Raw genomic sequence first — 17,751 nt, forward strand, 5'->3', positions numbered from 1 at the left:
ATAGTGCCTACAATTCATAACAAAATGGAAACATCAATGTGTATAATGAATAATATGACAGATACAATGAGCCCGGGGAGATCCCGTCTCATGTATACTCTACTTGATAGTAACGCTATTCCCTGTTCCCAAAGTAAATTCTGTTTCAAGGTCTGCAGCCGAGTCCCCCGTAAAGTCTAGATCTACACCTGTCGTGATAGCCACATTTTCAAACGATACATTGGCTATATCTACTAAACCGTCCGCTGCAGGTGAAGAGTGGATAGCACCATCAGGAGTAATTTGCCCCCCGTTATGGATGATCGTACCATTTTTGAAGTGTCCTCCAATACCGCCTTTCTTGAAGAAGACACCTCCCTCTTTTTTCTGAGTCACACCTGTAGTGATCGTGAATCCGTCAAATGTTGCTGCTGTAGTACCTGACATTTCGATTCCTGCATTACCTGTTGTTGTGTTGATATCAAGGTTTTTCACTGTTCCAGAGTAACCATCATCGATGTCGAAGTAATCATCTGTACAGTTTGAGATCGTTATATTCGTAAGATTCACTGTACCACCCCAGATCTCTATACCGTCATCATCAGAGTAATCCACAGTGATATCTTCAATCGTTGTTCCTGATCCAACCCCTATAAGACTAAGACCATTGATCTCTTTCTGGTCCGCCATAGTAATACCTGAATTAAGTATCTTTACATATTTTAAAATACCTGAATTGTCAGCCATGTCTGTAGCATCTGCTGTATAAGCAGTATTTACTTCGTATGGAGTTACCTGAGAATTACCTGCATGTCCTATGAGAGTCAGTCCTCCCCAAAGTCCAACCTCTTGAGCTGCTGTGTTTTGCGAAGTAAATATAATAGGCTTGGTTGCTGTTCCAATTGCAGATATTTTAGCGCCTTTATCCACGATCATATAGGAAGTTGCATCTCCGGTACCTGGAAGACCTACGATAGTTGTCCCCTCTTGTATGTTAAGTTTTGATCCTGATGTAACTACGACAAGACCATCCAATTCCCATATTTTATCTGCTGTCAAAATCTTACATCCTGTCAAATTCCCTGCAAGCGTAGCTGATGTTGGGATAGAACATATTTCATTGCCAGTACCGGCATTAAATTTAGCTTCAAGATCTGCTGCTGAATCACCTGTAAAAAGAAGTTCCGCGGGAGCAGTCATAGCCACATTTTCAAATGATACATTGGCTATATCTACTAAACCGTCCGCTGCAGGTGAAGAGTGGATAGCACCATCAGGAGTAATTTGCCCCCCGTTATGGATGATCGTACCATTTTTGAAGTGTCCTCCAATACCACCCTTCTTGAAGAAGATCGCACCCTCTTTTTTCTGAGTCACACCTGTAGTGATCGTGAATCCGTCAAATGTTGCTGCTGTAGTACCTGACATTTCGATTCCTGCATTACCTGTTGTTGTGTTGATCACAAGGTTTTTCACTGTTCCAGAGTAACCATCATCGATGTCAAAGTAATCATCTGTACAGTTTGAGATCGTTATATTCGTAAGATTCACTGTACCACCCCAGATCTCTATACCGTCATCATCAGAGTAATCCACAGTGATATCTTCAATCGTTGTTCCTGATCCAACCCCTATAAGACTAAGACCATTGATCTCTTTCTGGTCCGCCATAGTAATACCTGAATTAAGAATATATACATTTCTCAAGGTACCTGAACTGTCAGCCATATCTGTAGCATCTGCTGTATAAGCAGTATTTACTTCGTATGGAGTCACCTGAGAATTACCTGCATGTCCTATGAGAGTCAGTCCTCCCCATTGACCTACTGCAAGATTTGTTGGATCTTCAACACGTTGCATAGAAGTAAAGATAATTGGTTTGTCCTTTGTACCATCTGCAAGTATGTCAGCACCCTTATCAACAATCATGTAGGAGGTTGCATCTCCTGTTCCTTCTAAACCTGCAATCACTGTTCCTGGCTCTATAGTAAGAATCACACCTGACTTTACCACTGCCAAGCCATCAATAACCCAAAGTTTATCATTGGTTAATGTCATAGATGTACTAATGTTGCCTGCAAGTGTCTCTTGAGGTAAAAATTTTGCTCCGGCTAAAATAGTATCAAAGCTAGTTGGAGTAATGGTAACAGTCCCAGTAGATCCTGTTGTTCCAGTTGTAGTTGAGATAGTATCCCCAATGATTGTTACATTTGAGGGCTCCTGGTAAATCGTTGTATCTCCACAGCCAGTTATTGCTGCTATTGCTACTGCTGAAAGTGCAATATTTTTCAAATTCATCATCTTAATTTCCTTAAACATCATTTAAACTATCCTTGATTTTGTTTGCAGAATAGTGACAAAAAATGGAAACATAGTGGAAACATAATGGAAACATTTATGTTATCAAATGTTTATGTCATGTTTGAAAAGAGAGGTTTCATTATATGAAGGATAAGCATCCATCTGTTAAAAGAAGTGAGAAAAAGAGCGGAAGGGTATCTATGTAAATATATGGGGAATTGATTGAACTGTAATGTATGATGCCTGGATAAATATGAAACTTAGCGTCTTTTTCAGTAAGAAACGCAAGCATTTTCCTTGAGTTACCATTTTGTTATAACTATTATATAGTATTACCTTATCTCGTAAGAGAAAATACACATTGAAAGGGAAAAAAGATGAAAATAAGTGAAACACTTCAAAGAGTAGTCAAAGAAGAGGGAAAACACTCGCTCACATCTAAGACTATTGTAAAACTCAAGAATTCAAAAGAATTCAGCTATCTTGTCGACCAAAACCGCTAAGTAAACTTAAGAACCGAACGGGTTCATACCGCCCATCATACCCATTGCCTGAGACTTTTTATTGTCTTCGACCATTTTATTAATATCATTCATGGCTGAAATAAGCAATATCTGCAACGATTCTTTATCTTCAAGCAGTGAGTCATCTATACTTAGATCTATCACTTCGCCTGCACCGTTTGCTGTAAGTTCTACAAGACCACCACCGGCTTTAGCTGTCAATTGTACATTTTTGGCCTGTTCCTGTATCTCTTTGGCTTTTTCTTGCATCTGCTCCATCATTTTGCCCATGTTGCCCAAGTCCATGCCTTCAAACATTATTCTAAGCCCTCAAACTCTTCGGCGATGCTGTTGTCATCATCAAGTATGACAATTTTTGGTAGATGCGCATCAGCTTCCTGTTCATTCATCGTCGCATAGGCAATAATGATGATCTTATCACCTTTATGTACTTTTCTAGCCGCTGCACCATTCAGACATATATCTCTTTTCCCTGCTTCACCAGGAATGATATAGGTAGAGAAACGCTCGCCATTGTTTACATTCACGATATCGATCTTTTGTCCGACACGCATACTGGCAGCATCTAAAAGTTCTTGATCAATAGTGATAGAGCCTACATAATTCAAGTTTGCATCTGTTACGGTAGCTCTATGTATTTTAGAATAAAGCATTGTAATGTTCATAATTATTCCTATTTATTTCATTAAAATTGTTGGGATTATACCAAAATCCTCTATTAAATTCTATTATACTAAAAAAATGTGAGTAAATTGGGGAAATTAGAAAGTCGCACTATGAAGTCGTGCGACCTTAAGGATTAAGAGTATATAAAATTTAACGAGCCAGACTTGCAGGAGAAAGAGGTTCTCCCCACATTTCAGCTGGGATCACATACTCTTCTACTACATTCCCGCCAATGATATGCTCATCGATAATTCTGTCTATCTTATCTTTTGTCAAACCTACATACATTGTATGCCCTGGCTCTACAAGCATTACCGGTCCTTGTTGACAACGGTTAAGACAACCTGTCTGAATAGGCGTTACTGCTGGCATGATCCCTTTTTGCATCAATTTCTGCGCAAGGTGCTGAAAAAGTTCTTGTGACTCTTGATCATCTGCTTTAACACATGATGGTTTTGGCATCCCCGGAGGTGCCGACTGCTGACATTTGAAGATATAAAACGCTGGTTGTGGTATAGTACCTGGTACCATGATAATCCTTTTGAGTTTAATTAGGAGTATTTTACTCTGATTTACTTAATTGAAGTTTAAATGTACATGATCAAGGGCATCAAGCCTTAAATTGTGTACTTACGTACAGTAGTGCATTTTACATACTCAATGAAAAATTTTAAGTGTAGTAAAAAGATTACAGCAGACTAAGTTCGAAAAGCGCTTTGTTGAAAAAAAGCATAAGGAGAGAATTAAACTCTCTCTTTGAGAAGTTCTCGTACCACTTCTCTGTCGTCAAAAGGATGTTTTACCCCTTTGATCTCCTGATAATCTTCATCCCCTTTGCCAAGTATCAGCAATACTTCATTATCTTCGAGTGCATCCAGCGCCATCTTGATGGCAAGCCTTCTGTCCGGCGTTGCAGTGACATGATCTTTACCATGCAACCCCAATAAGATGTCTTCGAGTATCATTTCCGGTACTTCATCACGAGGGTTATCACTGGTCACATAGATCTTGTTTGCATACCTACCTACCACAGCACCCATACGAGGACGTTTCTCTTTATCTCTGTTCCCGCCTGCACCAAAGACCACTGAAATGTCTCTGTCTTTCATAGACTCTAACACTGCATGCATGCCATCATCGGTATGTGCAAAATCTACAATGACCAGCGGGTCTCGACTTACCACTTCCATACGCCCTGAGACACCGGCAAAGTACTCTACCACTTCACATATCTCTTCTATGTTTCTTCCTGTCAGCATCTGTACAGCACCTATCGCTGCCATAAGGTTAAAGAGGTTGAAAAGTCCTACCATAGGAGAGTGGAATGTAGCTTCTGTCTGCAAATGTTTGATACCCGCGGTAATACCATGTAACAAAGAAAACGCCTGCACTTTGAATGTAGCAGGTTCATCCACACCATAACTCTGCGCACCTATGGGGTTATACGTAATGTTTTTAAGATCATCTTTATTGAGCAGCTTGGGTGATTCATCTGCAAAAAAGAGACTCTTCACTCGTCTGTACTCTTCAACCGTTCCATGGTAATCCAAATGGTCAGAGGTAACATTGGTGTGGACCTTAAGGGCAAAGGTTAAACCCTCTATACGTTTTTGATCTATCGCATGGGAACTGACTTCCATGATGAAGTAATTACAACCCATATCCATGGACTGTTTCATATTGTGCAGTGTTTCCAGTATGGAAGGCGTAGTCATACTTTTCTCTTCTATACGCTTTTCCTGCGCAAATAATCCACGGGTACCTTGCAGTGCCGGCTTCTCATCCAGATCAAGTAAAAAAGAGTAAATTGCTGCGGTTACGGTCGTTTTACCGTTCGTTCCGGTAACCCCTACCACTTTCATCTTTTCAAGTTCCCAAAAAGAGATCAGCTCATCAACGGTGAGTGCTTCCGGTTTCGACGCTAATTTTTCATAATAGCCGCTGTTCTGTGCTGTTTTTAAAAAGATCGTGTCTTTATCGAGTTTGTTTGTATCATCAGTAAGAAAAAGATAACCATCTTTTTGGAAATCCAGTTTCACTATTTTTGCCCTCTAACCACATGGTAAAGTGCAAGTATATCCTGATCATTTCCAAATAAATTTGCTGAGGCATCCAAATATCCCAATGCCATCTCATCAAAACCTTCGTTTGCAAGCTGTGTCACAAAATCTATAAACTCATCTTTATTAGTGATGACCACTTTCGTTGAGAACATTATGTCCTCAAATGTTTCTTTAAAGCTGCCTCTGTTCTTTACAAGTTCTTGAAAATCACTGTAACGTATACCATCACCATACTCTATCTGTTCTTCTAAAGGTTCAACCAACAGTTCTTGTAACTTATGTTTTGAACTGTCTAAATTCTCAATAAGCCCATCGATGATATCCACCGCATTTTCTTTCTCACTCTTGATCATCTGATAGTAGTCAAACAGAGCTTGTGCTTCTTCTTCACTCTCTATTCCCAGATCACTCAAATAGACACCTATTTTTGCTTCATCTAACGTAGGATAGTCTTTTAAGATCAACCCGTAACTTCTAAGTGCCTTGGCATAGTCTCCCTGCAGAAACTCATGTTCGGCTCTTTTAAGTAGTAAATCTTGACTTATTTTACTCATAGTTAATTATAATTGATCCAATTTGTCTTCAAAACCCGCAGGTACGTTTTTTACACTGATCTCAGGGTGAATAAGTGTTTGCATCTGTCTCTCTACACCGAACTTGATCGTTGTACCTGAACTACCGCAACCTACACATGCACCTTGAAGCTGTACAAAGACTGTTCCATCTTTAATGGCAATTAATGTTATATCCCCTCCATCAAGTTTAATAGAAGGTCTTACCTTTTCTATTACGTTCATTACGGCAGGTTCTAGTTCTTCATCTGAAAATGGTATCAATTGTTCTCCTTTTCTTGCATCTCTTTTATAGAGGCATATCATAAAATTATTATAACGAAATCATAGTAAAATCTTTGTTACTATGTTCTTTAAGAGTGTTATACACTAAAAGTGTTACTTTGTCAATGTGTATTTGAATTGTTTAATGATTTAAGTTGTAGAAGATAGTATTCAAGGCAAAGCCTTGAAATACTGAAGTTTCAGAGGTAATTATACGAGTTCGATAATTGCCATAGGTGCTGAATCACCTTTTCTCATACGTGTTTTAATAATTCTTGTATATCCACCATTTCTGTCTGCATACTTTGGTGCGATCTCGTTTACAATCTTATTTGTACACTCTTTGTGTTGTAACATTGCAAAAATTGCTCTGTGTGCATTAAAATCACCAGAAGAAGCTTTACTAATAAGCTTTTCAAAATAACTTCTAAGCTCTTTAGCTTTTGGCAATGTCGTCTCAATTCTACCCTCTTTTGTCAAAGCAATAGATAGGTTTTTAAGAAGTGCTGCTCTATGCGCAGACGTTCTATTTAATTTACGGTAACCATGCTTATGTCTCATAATATTCCTTTACTGTAACAACTATGCTTTAAGTTGTTCTATTTTCTTTACAAGATTGACTCTTGTAACGTCTGCAAGTTCAAAATCTGGACCAAATCCGTGCTCTACGAGACACTCAGAGATTTCATCTAAAGATTTTTTACCAAGATTTTTAATATTTTTAATCTCATTTTCACTCATCAACACCAATTCACCAAGGAACTTTAATCCAGCTCTGTCAAGTGAATTGAATGATCTTGCACTAAGGCCAAGACTGTCTACCGTTTGCATGAAAGGTTTGAGTTCGCTATCGTCACTGTTTCTTTTTACCGGTGCTACAGAGATATCTAAATCAAGTACCGTATTAAAAACAGAAAGTTGCTTATTCATTACTTCCAGTGCATTTGTAAATGCTTCAACCGGACCAATCTGACCATCTGTTTCGATGTCGAATGTAATCTTTTCAAAGTTAGGATTGTCCTCTACAAGTACAGGCTCAATCTTATAGTTCGCTTTTCTTACCGGAGTAAAGAAAGCATCAAGTGCAATACTGTCACTTTCAACATCATCTCTAAGGTCTTCACTTGGTACATAACCAATACCTTTTGAGATAACCACTGTAAAGTTAAGTTCTGCATCTTCATTCAGTGTTGCAAGTGGCAAATCACCATTCACAACTTCAATTTGATCATTGTTCAGATCTTGTGCTGAAACTTCTTTGTGCCCAGAGAAACTGTATTTTAACTCCACTCTGTCACTTTCGTCTTTAATTTTAAAACGAATGTTCTTAAGATTGATAATAAATACAGCAACATCTTCATGCATACCCCTGATATTATCAAACTCATGTGCAGCTCCTTCGATCTTGATCGAAATAGGTGCATACCCGATAGAAGAACCTAAAATAAGTCTTCTTAGTGGGTGTGCGAGTGTAACGGCATAGCCGCTCTCAAAAGGATAAGCAACGATCTCAGCACGGTTCGCACTCACTTCGTTTACTTCTACTTCTGTTGGCATAAATGGTGCAACTTTAATTTTTCTCATTAATAGCCTTTACTTATGTTGTGTATTATTTAGAGTATAGCTCAACGATTAGACGCTCTTCAACTGGGATTGCGATCTCTTCTCTCTCTGGGATTCTTGTGAATAGACCAAAAAGTTTTTCTTTGTCCATATCAACCCAGTCAACCATACCAGTTTGGTTAGTCAATTCAACTGATCTAAGGATCTGAGGATTTGTTTTACTTTTCTCTCTAATCTCGATTTTTTGACCTGCTTTTACTCTATATGAAGGGATATCTACTCTTTTCCCATCTACCATTACGTGTCCGTGGTTTACGAATTGTCTTGCTGACGCTCTAGTCGTAGCAAATCCCATTCTATAAACAACATTATCAAGTCTTTGCTCAAGAAGTTGGATAAGGATAGCACCTGTATTTCCCTCTTTTGAGTTTGCTTCTTTATAAAGTGCTCTAAATTGTTTTTCACTTACACCATACATAAATTTAGCTTTTTGCTTCTCTTGAAGTTGAAGACCATATTCACTGATCTTTGTTCTTCTTTGCCCATGTTGCCCTGGTGCATATGGTCTTTTCTCCAATGCACTTTTACCAGCGAGTCTTCTCTCACCTTTTAACCCAAGATCAACACCAAGTCTTCTTTCTAGTCTTTCAACTGGACCTCTATATCTTGCCATGCTTATACCCTTCTCTTCTTAGGTGGTCTACAACCATTGTGTGGAAGTGGTGTAATATCTTTTAAGAATGTTACACGAATACCTTCTGTTGCACCAATTGCTTTAACAGCAGTGTCTCTACCAGAACCAGGACCTTGTACTTTGATCCCTACTTCTTTAATACCATTTTCCATTGCTTTTGCCATTGCATCAGCTACAGCTTCAGTCGCTGCAAAAGGAGTTGATTTCTTACTACCTTTGAAACCTAGTGCACCAGCACTGCTCCAAGAGATAACATTTCCCATTTCGTCAGTCACTGTAATTACAGTGTTATTGAAAGTTGCAGCAACATATACTACACCTTTAGCAATACTTTTTTTTGCTTTTTTCTTAGCCATCTAATGTACTCCTTATGCCGCGCCGACAGTTTTACGCTTACCTTTACGAGTACGCGCATTTGTCTTTGTCTTTTGTCCACGACAAGGTAAACCTCTTCTGTGTCTAAGACCTCTATACGAACCTAGATCCATAAGTGCTTTGATATCCAAACTCACTTTTTTTCTAAGATCACCTTCAACCATAACATTTTCTTGAATATCATTACGAATCGTTGCTGCTTCAGCATCTGTAAGTTCATGTACTCTTTTGTTATAGTCAACACCTGTTCTATCAAGAATTTTTCTTGATGTTGTCAAGCCAATACCAAAAATGTAAGTAAGTGCATACTCCATTCTTTTCTTTTGTGGTAAATCAACACCTGCAATACGTGCCATGTTTATCCTTGTCTTTGTTTATGTTTTGGATTTTTACAAATCACGCGTACGATACCCTTGCGTTTAATAACTTTACAGTCATCACACATTTTTTTCACTGATGGTCTAACCTTCATTGGTTACTCCTACGATATATTTGCACCTAGAATGTTTAACAAACATCCCTGTTTTGCGTGGATTATTGATGTATCATAATCCAACCCTTGAGTAATCGGTGCAACTTAATCAAAGATTCTTCGCGCAGTTTCCTAAAGCCTAATAGTTTTAGGGATGGGGATTATACCGAAATATTTATTAAGTTTATCTTATATTAAAATGTGAGGAGGATTAAAAATAGAAGGGGATGCATTTACAACAAAAGTGTAAATGCAGGTTGAACGGAAAAGTTCCCGTCCTATTTGTATCTAAATGTGATACGACCTTTATCAAGACTGTATGGAGTAAGTTCTACTTTTACAGTATCGCCTGGAAGAATTTTAATGTAGTGCATTCTCATCTTACCAGCAATATGACAAAGGACAATGTGTCCATTATCCAATTCTACTCTGAATGTCGCATTTGGTAATGCTTCAACTACTTTACCGTCAATTTCAATTACATCATCTTTAGCCATTGTATTCCTTTATGAATTTTCTACTTTAGTTTCTTAAGTTCTGTCAAAATCATGAAGCTTAAGCTTCAGTCAATATGATAGCTTTACCGTCTACTACAGCAACCTGGTGCTCATAGTGTGCTGATCTCAGTCTATCTTCACTAAGAACTGACCATTTGTCATCAAGCAATACAGGTGTACCGCTTTTTTGACATACCATTGGTTCCAAACAAAAGACCATTCCATTTTTAATTTTGGGTCCCTGATTTGTTTTTCCCTCAAGATAGTTAGGTATATTTGGTTCATCATGTGCTTTCGTGCCGATACCATGACCACAATAATCACGCAATGGGATATATCCTGCCGAAACGATATAATCTTCAAGAATCTTTGACAATTCTTTAAAACGCATACCCTCTCTGATAGAATCTATCGCATGATAAAGAGCACCTTTTGCACACTCGATAAGTGCTTCATCTTCAGCAGAGATTTTACCCACTGCCATTGTGATCGCAGCATCACCAAAATAACCATCCAGTTTTGTCCCGATATCTAAACCGAGTACATCACCTTCTTCTATAACTCTATCTGTAGGGACACCATGAATACATACTTCATTAAGTGAAGTACATACAGAACCGGTAAAACCATACAGCCCTTTAAACGATGGTATAGCACCATGCTCACGGATATAGGCTTCACCTAAAGCATCAATTTCTTTCAGTGTCATACCTGGTTTAACGATGTTTTGAAGATATTGAAGTGTTTTTCCAACGATTTCGCCAGCTCTTTTGAGCTTAGCGATCTCATCAGGTTTTCTGATAGCAATAGCCATTATAAACCTACATTACCCAATGTATCATATTGATTCATTGTTCTTTGTGCTTCGATCTTTCTCATCGTATCAAGCGCTACTTGAACAATGATCAGTACTGCAACCCCACCAAAGTAGAAAGATGCACCCATTCCAGAGATAATCATAAATGGTACTGTAGAAATGATCGCAAGGTATACTGCACCTGAACCCGTCAGTCTACTTGCCACTTCATTCAAAAATTCTTTCGTGTGTTCACCTGGTCTCACACCAGGGATAAATCCACCTTGTCTTTTCAAATTGTCTGCAATGTCTTTAGCATTAAATGCGATTGACGCATAGAAAAATGCAAAGAACATAACAAGCAGGAAAGTAACCACATTGAATGTGATCCCGCCTGGTGCCAATGAGTCAGCAATCGCTACTAAAAATGGTGTAGTGCTTGACTGAAGCATTGTCAATGGGAACATCAATACAGCTGAAGCAAAGATAGGAGGAATCACACCTGAAAGGTTTACTTTTACAGGAATGTAGTTCATCACTCTCTTTGTCTGATTCTGCATGATTGTCTTTCTTGAATAAGAGATAGGAACCCTTCTCTCACCAAGTTCAACATAGATAATAGCCAAGATAGTAATCAGCATAATTGCCAAAATACCAAGTACAACCAAGAAGTTCATCTCACCTGCATTGACTGCTCTAACAGTATTACCGATCGCAGAAGGCAAGCCAGATACAATACCAGCAAAGATAATCAATGAAATACCATTACCGATACCTTTTTGTGTGATCTGTTCACCTATCCACATCAATAACATCGTACCTGCCAACATAGAGAAGGTCGTAATGACTGTAAACATCATAGGATCGATCATCACTGCACTCTGTCCTGCTCTACCTGTCATACTTTGAAGTCCCATAGATACACCAATAGCTTGTACTACAGTAATAAATATAGTGAAATAACGAATGATCTGCATATATTTTTGCATACCGTCACGTTCTTTTTTCATTTGACCGAGTGCGGGGAAAGTTGCTGCGAGAAGTTCCATAACGATGGAAGCAGTAATATAAGGCATGATACCTAAAGAGATGATACTTAAACGTTCAACGGCATTACCAGAGAACATATTCATTAGCCCAAGGGCATTGTTTGTATTGCTATCAAAGAACTCTTTGATAACATTCAAATCAACACCTGGAGTTGGGATATAGGCTAAAACTCTGTACGCAAAAAGGAATCCTAATGTGATAAGGATTTTTTGAGTTAAAGCATTGCCCATAATTATTTTCCGCTTGTTGTAACAGCGTCGTCTTTGATTTTAGCTGCAAGATCTTTTGCAGATGCACCAATCAACTTCACTTTCGTTACATTTTTTTGTAATTTATGCACTGACTTGATCGTCTCAAGCGTAATCTCAGAAAGTTCAGCGATTGCTTTGATCTTTTCTACGTTGATCACATATGGTTTCTCAACTGAAGAAGTGAAACCGATTTTAGGCAATCTTTTGTAGAGTGGCATTTGACCACCTTCAAATCCTCTTTTTCTTTTGTAACCAGATCTAGACTTTTGACCTTTTTGACCACGTCCAGCTGTTTTACCTGTTCCTGAACCTTGACCACGACCAACTCTTTTTCTGTTTTTCGTTGATCCTGGAGCAGGTTGTAAATTATGTAAACCCATACTTTACCCCTTACGCTTTAATTCTAGTAAGTGCTTGGATTGTCGCTCTTACTAGGTTATTTGGGTTGTTAGAGCCGATTGATTTTGAAAGGACATCTTTTACCCCTGCAAGCTCAAGTACTGGTCTAGCAGCACCACCGGCGATAACACCTGTACCTTCACTCGCTGGTCTAAGCACGATTCTACTTGCGTTGAATTTGTGCTCAATATCATGAGCGATAGTTGTACCTTTGATGTTTACTTTCACAAGGTTTTTGTGAGCATCATCAACCGCTTTTTTAATCGCATCAGGAACTTCTTTGGCTTTACCAAATCCGTATCCAACTGTACCGTTTCTGTCACCAATCACTACAAGTGCAGTAAATCTAAATCTTCTACCACCCTTAACAACTTTAGTAACACGACCGATATTAACGATTACTTCTTCAAATTCTTTTTCTATTTCTTCCATCATGATTCCTTAAAACTTGATTCCGGCTTCTCTAAGTGCATCAGCAAATGACGCAACAACACCGTGGTAAAGGTAACCATTTCTGTCGAAAGCAACAGTTTCAATGTTTTTAGAAGCAAGGTTTTTAGCCATCTCTGCAGCTACTTTTTTTACATCTTCCTGGTTCACTTTAAGACCAAGTTTTCTACCATCAGCAGAAGCAAGTGTAACCCCAGTAGTGTCATCAATAGCCTGAGCATAAAAGTGCTTGTTTGACTTAAATATAGACAATCTTGGGTTTGTATCTGTACCGAAGACTTTACCTCTTACTCTAGCTTTTCTTTGAGCGCGAAGTTTATTTTTTCTTTTTTGAATACTTTTTAACATCTACCGCTCCTTACTTACCAGCTGCTTTACCAGCTTTTCTGATGATCACTTCATCAGTATACTTCACACCTTTACCTTTATACGGCTCTGGTGGTCTGAAATCTCTAATCTCAGCAGCGGCTTGACCTACTGCTTGTTTGTCTGTACCGCTGATCGTAATGATGTTTTTCTCAACTTTAACGTCAAGTCCCTCTGGGATATCAAAATTAATATCATGTGAGTGACCCAATTGAAGGTTAAGTACTTTACCTTGAACAGCTGCTCTATAACCAACACCATTGATCTCTAAAGATTTAGTATATCCTTGATCTAAACCAATGATAATGTTGTTGAAGAGTGCTCTGTATGTTCCCCAGAACGCTGCATCTTGTTTTTCATCACCTTTTCTTTCAAAAGTCACTTCTGAACCATCGATACTGATCCCAACTCTACCATGAGTTTCAAGTCTTTTTTCAAGATTGCCTTTTTTAGCCACGAGAGTCGTACCGTCTAGTGATACTTCAATACCACTTGCCACAGTTACTGGTCTTTTTCCTATTCTTGACATCTTTATTCCTTACCAAATACTACAGATTACTTCGCCACCGATTCCACGTTTAAACGCTTCATCATTAGCAAGAACACCCTGGCTTGTCGAAACAACCAAAGTACCGTAACCGTTTTTAAATGTTCTAATATCATCTCTACCTTGGTGAACACGTCTACCAGGCTTAGAGATTTTTTTGATCTCATTGATCACGCTTTTTTCATTCTCATCATATTTAAGAACTACTTTTATAGTTTTTTTGTTTCCATCTTCTTTTACTTTGTAGCTTTCAAGGTAACCTTTATCTACAAAAATAGATACGGTTGCTTCAATCGCATTTGAGTGAAGAAGTGTTGTAACGTCTAGTCTTCTTTGCGCAGCATTTCTTATACGAGTAAGAGAGTCTGCAATTATGTCTGTCATCATCTTTTAATTCTCCTTACCAGCTTGCTTTGCGCATGCCAGGGATAAGACCTTCATTGGCCATTTTTCTTAAACACACACGACAAATACCGAAGTCTCTGTATACTGAGTGAGGTCTACCACAAATGTTACATCTTGTATATGCTTGCGTAGAGAACTTTGCTTTTCTCTTTTGCTTAGCTATCATTGATTTCTTAGCCATTAGTTTCTCCCTTTAGCGAAAGGCATACCAAGCTTTTCTAAAAGCATGAACCCTTCTTTATCATCTTCAGTACTCGTTACTATTGTAATATTCATACCGTGTGTTTTAATTACTTTGTCAAATTCAACTTCTGGGAACATCAATTGCTCTTGAAGACCGAAGTTATAGTTACCACGTCCGTCAAAACCTTTTCTTGGTGTACCTCTAAAGTCTTTTACTCTTGGAAGAGCAATAGATACGAGTTTGTCAAAGAAGTTATACATATTTTCACCTCTAAGTGTTACTCTAATACCTGTTGGAGCACCTTCTCTAGCTTTAAAACCTGCAACAGATTTTCTAGCTGATACGATCACTGCTTTTTGACCAGCGATAAGTGAGATAGTGTCTGCCATGTTTTGGATAAGTTTGTTATCTTTACCCTCTTCACCGGCACCAACAGAGATAACTATCTTTTCAAGCTTAGGAGTCTGCATCGGGTTTTTAGTACCACACTCTTCTCTGAGTGCAGGAACGATGTCATTGTACTTTTGCTTCATTCTACTCATAGGATTATCCCTCTACTTTTTTTACATTTGAGATATGGATCGGCATTTCTTTGTTTGCAAATCCACCCTCTTTGTTTTCTTCGCTTGGTTTTACAGCTTTTTTAGCTGTTTTACAACCCGCAACGATCACTGCATCTTTTTTTGTAAGTACCTGAAGAACTTCTCCAACTGTACCTTTATCATCACCAGCGATAACCATTACCTGGTCACCCTTTTTGATTTTGAATGTTTTAGCCATTACCATACCTCCGGTGCAAGTGATACAATTTTCATAAAACCTGCATATCTTGTTTCACGACTTACAGGACCAAAGATACGTGTACCTATCGGCTCTCTTTTGTCATCGATAATTACTGCCGCATTGTCGTCAAATCTGATAAGTGAACCATTTTCTCTCTGGATCTCTTTCTTCGTTCTAACCACTACTGCTTTAACAACTTTACCTTTTTTCACTTTTCCAGTTGGAAGTGCTTTTTTCACAGAAGCAACGATAACGTCACCTACTGATGCATATCTTCTTTTAGATCCACCAAGAACCTTGATACACATGATTTCTTTAGCACCAGAGTTATCTGCTACATTTAATCTTGTAAAACCTTGGATCATTACACTTCTCCTCTCTTCACGATTTCAAGAAGTCTGAAACTTTTTGTTTTTGAAAGTGGTCTACATTCGATAGCACTCACTGTATCTCCAACATTGATGTCGTTCTTCTCATCGTGAATAAGATATTTTTTAAATCTTTTTACAGTCTTGTGATATCTTGGGTGAAGTACTCTTCTTTCAACTAAAACAGTTGCAGTTTTTTCTCCAGCCTTTTTGATCACAGTACCTTGTATTTGTCTTTTTGGCATGTCTGACCCTTTACTTCGATCTAGCAGCAGTTAATGCTGTTTGAATTCTAGCGATGTCTTTTTTCGCTACTCTTAACTCAGAAGTGTTTGTAAGCTGCATAGTCTTTTGCTTTGCATTCAGTGTAAACAATTCAAGTTTTTTCTCTTTAAGCATCTCTGTGAGTTCTGCTTCATTTTTGTCTTTTAAATCAATATAGTTCATTACTATCCTTTAAAGTGATAATTTTACACTTAAATGGCATTTTATGAATAGCAAGTGTTAACGCTTCTCTTGCAAGTGTTTCTTCAACGCCTGCCATTTCAAAAATGATTCTACCTGGCTTAATGTTCATTACCCATCTATCAACTCCACCTTTACCTTTACCCATTCTTGTTTCAAGTGGTTTAGCAGTAAGTGGCTTATCTGGGAAAACTCTGATCCAAGTTTTACCTGTTCTTGCAATTTTTCTGGTCATCGTAATACGCGCAGCTTCGATCTGTCTAGAATCGATTCTACCAGCTTCAGTTGCTTTGATCGCGATATCACCAAACTCGATTTTGTTACCTCTGAAAGATTTACCGCGGTTACGGCCTTTCATCTGCTTTCTCCATTTAGTTCTTTTAGGCATTAGCATGATTATTCACCTCTTTTTCTAGATGGCTTTCTACCACCTTTTTTCTCTTCTTGTGGCTCTGCTTGGATACCTTTAGCAAGAACTTCACCTTTGAAGATCCAAACTTTAATACCAATGATTCCATAAGTAGTATGTGCTTCTGCAAAACCGTAATCGATTTTCGCTCTAAGTGTATGAAGAGGAACTCTACCCTCTAGGTACCACTCAGTTCTTGCCATTTCAGCACCACCAAGACGACCAGATACAGAAATTTTAATTCCTTTTGCACCTGATTTAAGTGCACCTTGAATTACTTTTTTCATTGCACGTCTAAATGCCGTTCTTCTTTCAAGTTGCGTTGCAACATTTTCAGCAGCAAGTTGACCTGAAGCTTGAGGACGTTTCTCTTCTTTAATGTTGATCGCTACATCTTTACCAAGCATTTTGATAAGTGTTGCTTTCAATTTTTCAATATCTGCACCTTTTTTCCCGATAATGATACCAGGTCTAGCAGTCACGATATTTACTCTTAATTTTTTAACTGTTCTTTCGATGATGATGTTAGAAACACCTGCATAGAAAAGTTCTTTTTTAAGGTATTTTCTGATTTTGTAATCTTCAGCGATAAAATCTGCTGTTCTACCTTTTGCAGGAAACCATCTTGATTCCCAGTTTCTATTAATTCCAAGTCTAAGACCTATAGGATTTACTTTTTGACCCATATTATGCGTCCTCCCCAGTTTTTTCAGCTACGCCAACTTCAACTAAAATGTGTGCTGTTGGTTTAATGATTCTAGAAGCTGTACCTCTAGCTCTTGGTCTCCATCTTTTCATTACCGCTGCTTTATCCACTCTACAAGAAGTAATCGTTACTTCTTCTGGTTCAAAGTCACCGTTAGCAACTGCAGATGCAATTACTTTAGAAATGATACCCGCTGCTTTGTTAGGCATAAACTCTAGTGATGCAAGCGCAAGCTCTGCATTCATACCTTGAACTTCTCTAGCAATAAGTCTAGCTTTAGTAGGTGAAACTCTTACGAATTTTAATAATGCTCTACTCATATTACCCTACCTTCTTCTGCACTGAACCTTTATGGCCCTTAAATGTTCTTGTTGGTGCAAATTCACCTAATTTGTAACCTACGTGATTTTCAGTTACAAATACTGGTACAAATTGTCTACCATTGTGAACGTTGATCGTTAAACCAATGAACTCAGGGAAGATCACTGATCTTCTTGACCAAGTTTTAATAGGTTTATTTGAACCTTCTTCTTTTGCTTTAAGCACTTTTTTCATTAGGTGACCATCGATGAATGGACCTTTTTTTGTCGATCTTGCCATAT

General features: G+C 38.3%; 32 protein-coding genes. 1 reads left to right on the forward strand and 31 read right to left on the reverse strand.

Features of this window, described 5'->3' with window-relative positions; translation table 11 throughout:
- Window positions 1–99: 99 nt before the first annotated feature.
- Window positions 100–2,280 (reverse strand): hypothetical protein, encoded by a 2,181-nt coding sequence (locus LDM93_RS08115; protein ID WP_223891895.1) that lies wholly within the window; start codon window positions 2,278–2,280, stop codon window positions 100–102.
- A 377-nt stretch (window positions 2,281–2,657) separates the two neighbouring features.
- On the opposite strand from LDM93_RS08115, the gene LDM93_RS11350 reads away from it, so the two are divergent.
- Window positions 2,658–2,783 carry a hypothetical protein gene (locus tag LDM93_RS11350; protein ID WP_255586212.1) on the forward strand — a complete coding sequence of 42 codons (126 nt, stop codon included), beginning with the start codon at window positions 2,658–2,660 and terminating at the stop codon, window positions 2,781–2,783.
- A 6-nt stretch (window positions 2,784–2,789) separates the two neighbouring features.
- Here LDM93_RS11350 and LDM93_RS08120 read toward each other — a convergent pair whose 3' ends face one another.
- The 30 genes from LDM93_RS08120 to rpsS all read right to left on the reverse strand — a co-directional run bounded on the left by LDM93_RS08120 (window position 2,790) and on the right by rpsS (window position 17,749).
- Complete coding sequence (locus LDM93_RS08120) at window positions 2,790–3,101, reverse strand: YbaB/EbfC family nucleoid-associated protein (RefSeq protein WP_223891897.1); 312 nt, start codon at window positions 3,099–3,101, stop codon at window positions 2,790–2,792.
- Window positions 3,101–3,469: an aspartate 1-decarboxylase gene (gene panD / locus LDM93_RS08125; protein ID WP_223891903.1), complete on the reverse strand. Its 369-nt coding sequence runs from the start codon at window positions 3,467–3,469 to the stop codon at window positions 3,101–3,103. Before panD ends, LDM93_RS08120 begins: the two co-directional genes overlap by 1 nt.
- 151 nt (window positions 3,470–3,620) lie before the next feature.
- Window positions 3,621–4,001, reverse strand: coding sequence for a ferredoxin (locus LDM93_RS08130; RefSeq protein WP_223891905.1), 381 nt, complete (start codon window positions 3,999–4,001; stop codon window positions 3,621–3,623).
- Between the two features lie 212 nt (window positions 4,002–4,213).
- Window positions 4,214–5,509 carry a UDP-N-acetylmuramoyl-L-alanyl-D-glutamate--2,6-diaminopimelate ligase gene (locus LDM93_RS08135; protein WP_223891907.1) on the reverse strand — a complete coding sequence of 432 codons (1,296 nt, stop codon included), beginning with the start codon at window positions 5,507–5,509 and terminating at the stop codon, window positions 4,214–4,216.
- Window positions 5,509–6,087: a hypothetical protein gene (locus LDM93_RS08140; RefSeq protein ID WP_223891909.1), complete on the reverse strand. Its 579-nt coding sequence runs from the start codon at window positions 6,085–6,087 to the stop codon at window positions 5,509–5,511. The genes LDM93_RS08135 and LDM93_RS08140 overlap by 1 nt, the downstream gene beginning before the upstream one ends.
- Window positions 6,088–6,093: 6 nt before the next feature.
- Complete coding sequence (locus LDM93_RS08145; RefSeq protein WP_223891912.1) at window positions 6,094–6,369, reverse strand: NifU family protein; 276 nt, start codon at window positions 6,367–6,369, stop codon at window positions 6,094–6,096.
- Between the two features lie 210 nt (window positions 6,370–6,579).
- Window positions 6,580–6,930 carry a 50S ribosomal protein L17 gene (gene rplQ / locus LDM93_RS08150; RefSeq protein ID WP_223891915.1) on the reverse strand — a complete coding sequence of 117 codons (351 nt, stop codon included), beginning with the start codon at window positions 6,928–6,930 and terminating at the stop codon, window positions 6,580–6,582.
- 21 nt (window positions 6,931–6,951) lie between these two features.
- On the reverse strand, window positions 6,952–7,953 hold the full coding sequence (locus LDM93_RS08155) for a DNA-directed RNA polymerase subunit alpha (protein WP_223891916.1): 1,002 nt from the start codon (window positions 7,951–7,953) through the stop codon (window positions 6,952–6,954).
- Window positions 7,954–7,978: 25 nt separating this feature from the next.
- Window positions 7,979–8,605, reverse strand: a complete 627-nt coding sequence (rpsD, locus tag LDM93_RS08160; RefSeq protein ID WP_223891917.1) for a 30S ribosomal protein S4 — start codon at window positions 8,603–8,605, stop codon at window positions 7,979–7,981.
- Window positions 8,606–8,607: 2 nt separating this feature from the next.
- Complete coding sequence (gene rpsK, locus LDM93_RS08165) at window positions 8,608–8,982, reverse strand: 30S ribosomal protein S11 (RefSeq protein ID WP_223891918.1); 375 nt, start codon at window positions 8,980–8,982, stop codon at window positions 8,608–8,610.
- Window positions 8,983–8,994: 12 nt separating this feature from the next.
- The gene (gene rpsM, locus LDM93_RS08170; protein WP_223891919.1) at window positions 8,995–9,357 is read right to left on the reverse strand and encodes a 30S ribosomal protein S13; all 363 of its coding nucleotides are present in this window, start codon (window positions 9,355–9,357) and stop codon (window positions 8,995–8,997) included.
- Window positions 9,358–9,359: 2 nt separating this feature from the next.
- Window positions 9,360–9,473 (reverse strand): 50S ribosomal protein L36, encoded by a 114-nt coding sequence (rpmJ, locus tag LDM93_RS08175; protein ID WP_008244830.1) that lies wholly within the window; start codon window positions 9,471–9,473, stop codon window positions 9,360–9,362.
- A gap of 278 nt (window positions 9,474–9,751) precedes the next feature.
- The gene (gene infA, locus LDM93_RS08180) at window positions 9,752–9,970 is read right to left on the reverse strand and encodes a translation initiation factor IF-1 (protein ID WP_223891920.1); all 219 of its coding nucleotides are present in this window, start codon (window positions 9,968–9,970) and stop codon (window positions 9,752–9,754) included.
- 58 nt (window positions 9,971–10,028) lie between these two features.
- Window positions 10,029–10,784, reverse strand: coding sequence for a type I methionyl aminopeptidase (gene map / locus LDM93_RS08185; RefSeq protein WP_223891921.1), 756 nt, complete (start codon window positions 10,782–10,784; stop codon window positions 10,029–10,031).
- The gene (gene secY, locus LDM93_RS08190; RefSeq protein WP_223891922.1) at window positions 10,784–12,046 is read right to left on the reverse strand and encodes a preprotein translocase subunit SecY; all 1,263 of its coding nucleotides are present in this window, start codon (window positions 12,044–12,046) and stop codon (window positions 10,784–10,786) included. The genes map and secY overlap by 1 nt, the downstream gene beginning before the upstream one ends.
- A gap of 2 nt (window positions 12,047–12,048) precedes the next feature.
- The gene (rplO, locus tag LDM93_RS08195) at window positions 12,049–12,447 is read right to left on the reverse strand and encodes a 50S ribosomal protein L15 (RefSeq protein ID WP_223891923.1); all 399 of its coding nucleotides are present in this window, start codon (window positions 12,445–12,447) and stop codon (window positions 12,049–12,051) included.
- Window positions 12,448–12,457: 10 nt separating this feature from the next.
- A complete protein-coding gene (gene rpsE, locus LDM93_RS08200; RefSeq protein ID WP_223892060.1) occupies window positions 12,458–12,898 on the reverse strand; it encodes a 30S ribosomal protein S5 in 441 nt (146 codons plus the stop codon).
- A 9-nt stretch (window positions 12,899–12,907) separates the two neighbouring features.
- A complete protein-coding gene (gene rplR / locus LDM93_RS08205; protein WP_223891924.1) occupies window positions 12,908–13,264 on the reverse strand; it encodes a 50S ribosomal protein L18 in 357 nt (118 codons plus the stop codon).
- 10 nt (window positions 13,265–13,274) lie between these two features.
- On the reverse strand, window positions 13,275–13,811 hold the full coding sequence (gene rplF / locus LDM93_RS08210; protein ID WP_223891925.1) for a 50S ribosomal protein L6: 537 nt from the start codon (window positions 13,809–13,811) through the stop codon (window positions 13,275–13,277).
- 9 nt (window positions 13,812–13,820) lie between these two features.
- The gene (rpsH, locus tag LDM93_RS08215; protein WP_223891926.1) at window positions 13,821–14,216 is read right to left on the reverse strand and encodes a 30S ribosomal protein S8; all 396 of its coding nucleotides are present in this window, start codon (window positions 14,214–14,216) and stop codon (window positions 13,821–13,823) included.
- Between the two features lie 13 nt (window positions 14,217–14,229).
- Complete coding sequence (locus LDM93_RS08220; RefSeq protein WP_008244845.1) at window positions 14,230–14,415, reverse strand: type Z 30S ribosomal protein S14; 186 nt, start codon at window positions 14,413–14,415, stop codon at window positions 14,230–14,232.
- Window positions 14,415–14,960 carry a 50S ribosomal protein L5 gene (gene rplE, locus LDM93_RS08225; RefSeq protein WP_223891927.1) on the reverse strand — a complete coding sequence of 182 codons (546 nt, stop codon included), beginning with the start codon at window positions 14,958–14,960 and terminating at the stop codon, window positions 14,415–14,417. Before rplE ends, LDM93_RS08220 begins: the two co-directional genes overlap by 1 nt.
- 4 nt (window positions 14,961–14,964) lie before the next feature.
- Window positions 14,965–15,198, reverse strand: coding sequence for a 50S ribosomal protein L24 (gene rplX, locus LDM93_RS08230; RefSeq protein WP_223891928.1), 234 nt, complete (start codon window positions 15,196–15,198; stop codon window positions 14,965–14,967).
- Window positions 15,198–15,566 (reverse strand): 50S ribosomal protein L14, encoded by a 369-nt coding sequence (gene rplN / locus LDM93_RS08235; RefSeq protein ID WP_008244848.1) that lies wholly within the window; start codon window positions 15,564–15,566, stop codon window positions 15,198–15,200. Before rplN ends, rplX begins: the two co-directional genes overlap by 1 nt.
- Entirely contained in the window at window positions 15,566–15,814 is a 249-nt protein-coding gene (gene rpsQ / locus LDM93_RS08240) for a 30S ribosomal protein S17 (RefSeq protein ID WP_008244849.1), read from the reverse strand. The genes rplN and rpsQ overlap by 1 nt, the downstream gene beginning before the upstream one ends.
- 10 nt (window positions 15,815–15,824) lie before the next feature.
- Window positions 15,825–16,016 carry a 50S ribosomal protein L29 gene (gene rpmC / locus LDM93_RS08245; RefSeq protein WP_223891929.1) on the reverse strand — a complete coding sequence of 64 codons (192 nt, stop codon included), beginning with the start codon at window positions 16,014–16,016 and terminating at the stop codon, window positions 15,825–15,827.
- The gene (rplP, locus tag LDM93_RS08250) at window positions 16,003–16,428 is read right to left on the reverse strand and encodes a 50S ribosomal protein L16 (RefSeq protein ID WP_223891930.1); all 426 of its coding nucleotides are present in this window, start codon (window positions 16,426–16,428) and stop codon (window positions 16,003–16,005) included. Before rplP ends, rpmC begins: the two co-directional genes overlap by 14 nt.
- A gap of 2 nt (window positions 16,429–16,430) precedes the next feature.
- Window positions 16,431–17,129 carry a 30S ribosomal protein S3 gene (rpsC, locus tag LDM93_RS08255; RefSeq protein WP_223891931.1) on the reverse strand — a complete coding sequence of 233 codons (699 nt, stop codon included), beginning with the start codon at window positions 17,127–17,129 and terminating at the stop codon, window positions 16,431–16,433.
- A gap of 1 nt (window position 17,130) precedes the next feature.
- Complete coding sequence (gene rplV / locus LDM93_RS08260; protein WP_223891932.1) at window positions 17,131–17,469, reverse strand: 50S ribosomal protein L22; 339 nt, start codon at window positions 17,467–17,469, stop codon at window positions 17,131–17,133.
- Window position 17,470: 1 nt separating this feature from the next.
- On the reverse strand, window positions 17,471–17,749 hold the full coding sequence (gene rpsS, locus LDM93_RS08265; protein ID WP_008244855.1) for a 30S ribosomal protein S19: 279 nt from the start codon (window positions 17,747–17,749) through the stop codon (window positions 17,471–17,473).
- Window positions 17,750–17,751: the final 2 nt, after the last annotated feature.

The organism is Sulfurovum sp. TSL6, assembly GCF_019972115.1.
Classification (GTDB): domain Bacteria; phylum Campylobacterota; class Campylobacteria; order Campylobacterales; family Sulfurovaceae; genus Sulfurovum.